Origin of the sequence: Nitritalea halalkaliphila LW7, assembly GCF_000265075.1 — a bacterium.
In the GTDB taxonomy this organism is placed as follows: domain Bacteria; phylum Bacteroidota; class Bacteroidia; order Cytophagales; family Cyclobacteriaceae; genus Nitritalea; species Nitritalea halalkaliphila.
In genome coordinates, this window is the sequence record NZ_AJYA01000100.1 from 1 (window position 1) to 1,973 (window position 1,973).

Sequence of the window (1,973 nt, forward strand, 5' to 3'; positions counted from 1 at the left end):
TGAATCCGACGTTACCTAAGGTTATTAATCAGTCCTCATGGCATCTAAATCCCCGGACCAATCAAGCATTTGCTTGAATTCTTGACCTAGCCCAAAAGCCAGACTTCCTGCCAATGCAAACCAATACCCTATTTCAAAAACATTTAGTGCCTTGAATGGGTAATGAAACCATTTTTCTAACAAACTTGAATCAAAAAGACTGAAAAGAGATAAAGGATAGAAAGAATTAAACTCTTCCAAAGTGAAGCTTGGCTCTACAAATTCAAACCATAAGATCTTGGATAAAACAGGAAGCAAAAATACAAACTCTGCAATAACACAGGCCTTAAAAACATCAGAAAAGGGATACTTCAAATTAGAGAGGTAAAACCCCAGATATACTAAACTGGCCGGAATTAAGATCTTAAAAAAAGTAATGAACGGAGCAATCAGGTAAGTCAACCAAAGCCATCTTCCTCGAAACTCAAGCATTTGTTCTATCCTCGTATTGGAGTACTGCTTAGCCAGATGAAAATAAAAAACATCTTCAGTTAGAAGAAATAGATCGATGTAAAGGGCTAGGCTAATCCCAAAAAAAAACTAAAAAAAGGAAGTATTTGATTAGCATTTCTTACGAATTAACTTTTCTGAATTCTAGGTAAATTCTCTTCAATTCTTTATTGTAGTTAAAGTCTAAAATCAGTTTAGAATCAGAAACTTCGATGAGCCTGTAATCACGACTTTTTAATTTATCTTTCTTCAAAAACGTTAGTTTATCATTATAAACTAGACCTCTTCTAGTGACTTCAGTTACATTGCCATTCCCTACATTATCAATGACCACAGAATCGCCTTTAAACTCCATATATGTGTTTGCTAAAGAAAAATTGATTTCCTTCATTATCATAATCTTCTGATCTTCGGTAGCCTATTAAAAATATTCTGAATTAATTACTGAATAAAAAGCATTATATGACTCAAGTTTCCACTTACCTTGCAATTTTTCTTCCTTACTCTTGTTGATGCCTAATATTAAAAGCAAAAAAAGAAATATGATTGAAATTTTCATATAAATCAGATTTTGTTCGTAACTAAAACGACAGAAATTAGTCTTCTCTCTTGAACATCATCCTACTTTTAAATACTAGACCATCTCTTGGATTAATCATTTTCAAGTGTAATTCCGATTTATTAAGTTCCGTAATCAAGTATTTTTGTACACTTATTTTATTTATCTGACCAATAATTAATGTATCTCCATCAGTCCACCACAATCCTTTTAATTCAATTATTTCATAATTCTTAAAGTCTGTAAAAACTGCGGTGTCCTTTTTAAAATCATAAAAATATCCGTCTATAATTTTTGAAAATGTTTCTGCTAATGCTTGTTGTTGGGCTTCATCCTGAAGTTGAAAATTTTTTGATGTGAGGATATTTTCAAATGACTCACTTCGGTAAAGTTTCCATTTTCCATATAATAGGTCGTCATTTATAGAATAAAATTGAAGAAGCATAAATATAAAAAACATTTTTCATATAGAAAATTTTAATAAGTGATTAGAATAAGGTATCTTAATTTTATAAATACATATTTTCTTATTAATGAAGGCTACCTTTAAAGTAGCCTTCATTAGCTATAATCAACTATGGATTATGATCTTGGCAATGAGTCTCATAACTGTTAACAAGAATCATATACAAATCGTTGTCTCCCCGAAATCCACCACCACTAAGCAACAACCAAGCTGTGTCACAATAATCCGATCCACCGACCAGATTCTCCATTTTTTCCATGTCTAATATTTCCATGATTTGTATCCGTTCGACGAACTACGTATTGGATTTATAATTGGCCTCTGTACTTGACCCAATTAGAAGGCAGTAGCTTGAAGAGGTCCTTATGCTTGATTCCCTGTACGCGATCAAAAATATCACTTAGCCACTCTCTTTCATCGACACCATTTCGCTTACAGCTTGCCATAAGGAGTACATGG

The 1,973-nt window shown here is 32.5% G+C and carries 4 protein-coding genes; all 4 read right to left on the reverse strand.

Features of this window, described 5'->3' with window-relative positions; genetic code table 11:
* Nucleotides 1–24: 24 nt before the first annotated feature.
* Nucleotides 25–471, reverse strand: coding sequence for a hypothetical protein (locus A3SI_RS17915; RefSeq protein ID WP_009057734.1), 447 nt, complete (start codon nucleotides 469–471; stop codon nucleotides 25–27).
* A gap of 139 nt (nucleotides 472–610) precedes the next feature.
* Nucleotides 611–880, reverse strand: coding sequence for a hypothetical protein (locus tag A3SI_RS16475; protein ID WP_156810373.1), 270 nt, complete (start codon nucleotides 878–880; stop codon nucleotides 611–613).
* Nucleotides 881–1,085: 205 nt separating this feature from the next.
* Nucleotides 1,086–1,493: a hypothetical protein gene (locus A3SI_RS16480; protein ID WP_238531831.1), complete on the reverse strand. Its 408-nt coding sequence runs from the start codon at nucleotides 1,491–1,493 to the stop codon at nucleotides 1,086–1,088.
* A gap of 329 nt (nucleotides 1,494–1,822) precedes the next feature.
* Nucleotides 1,823–1,960, reverse strand: coding sequence for a transposase domain-containing protein (locus A3SI_RS23420; RefSeq protein WP_083836575.1), 138 nt, complete (start codon nucleotides 1,958–1,960; stop codon nucleotides 1,823–1,825).
* Between the last annotated feature and the right edge of the window lie 13 nt (nucleotides 1,961–1,973).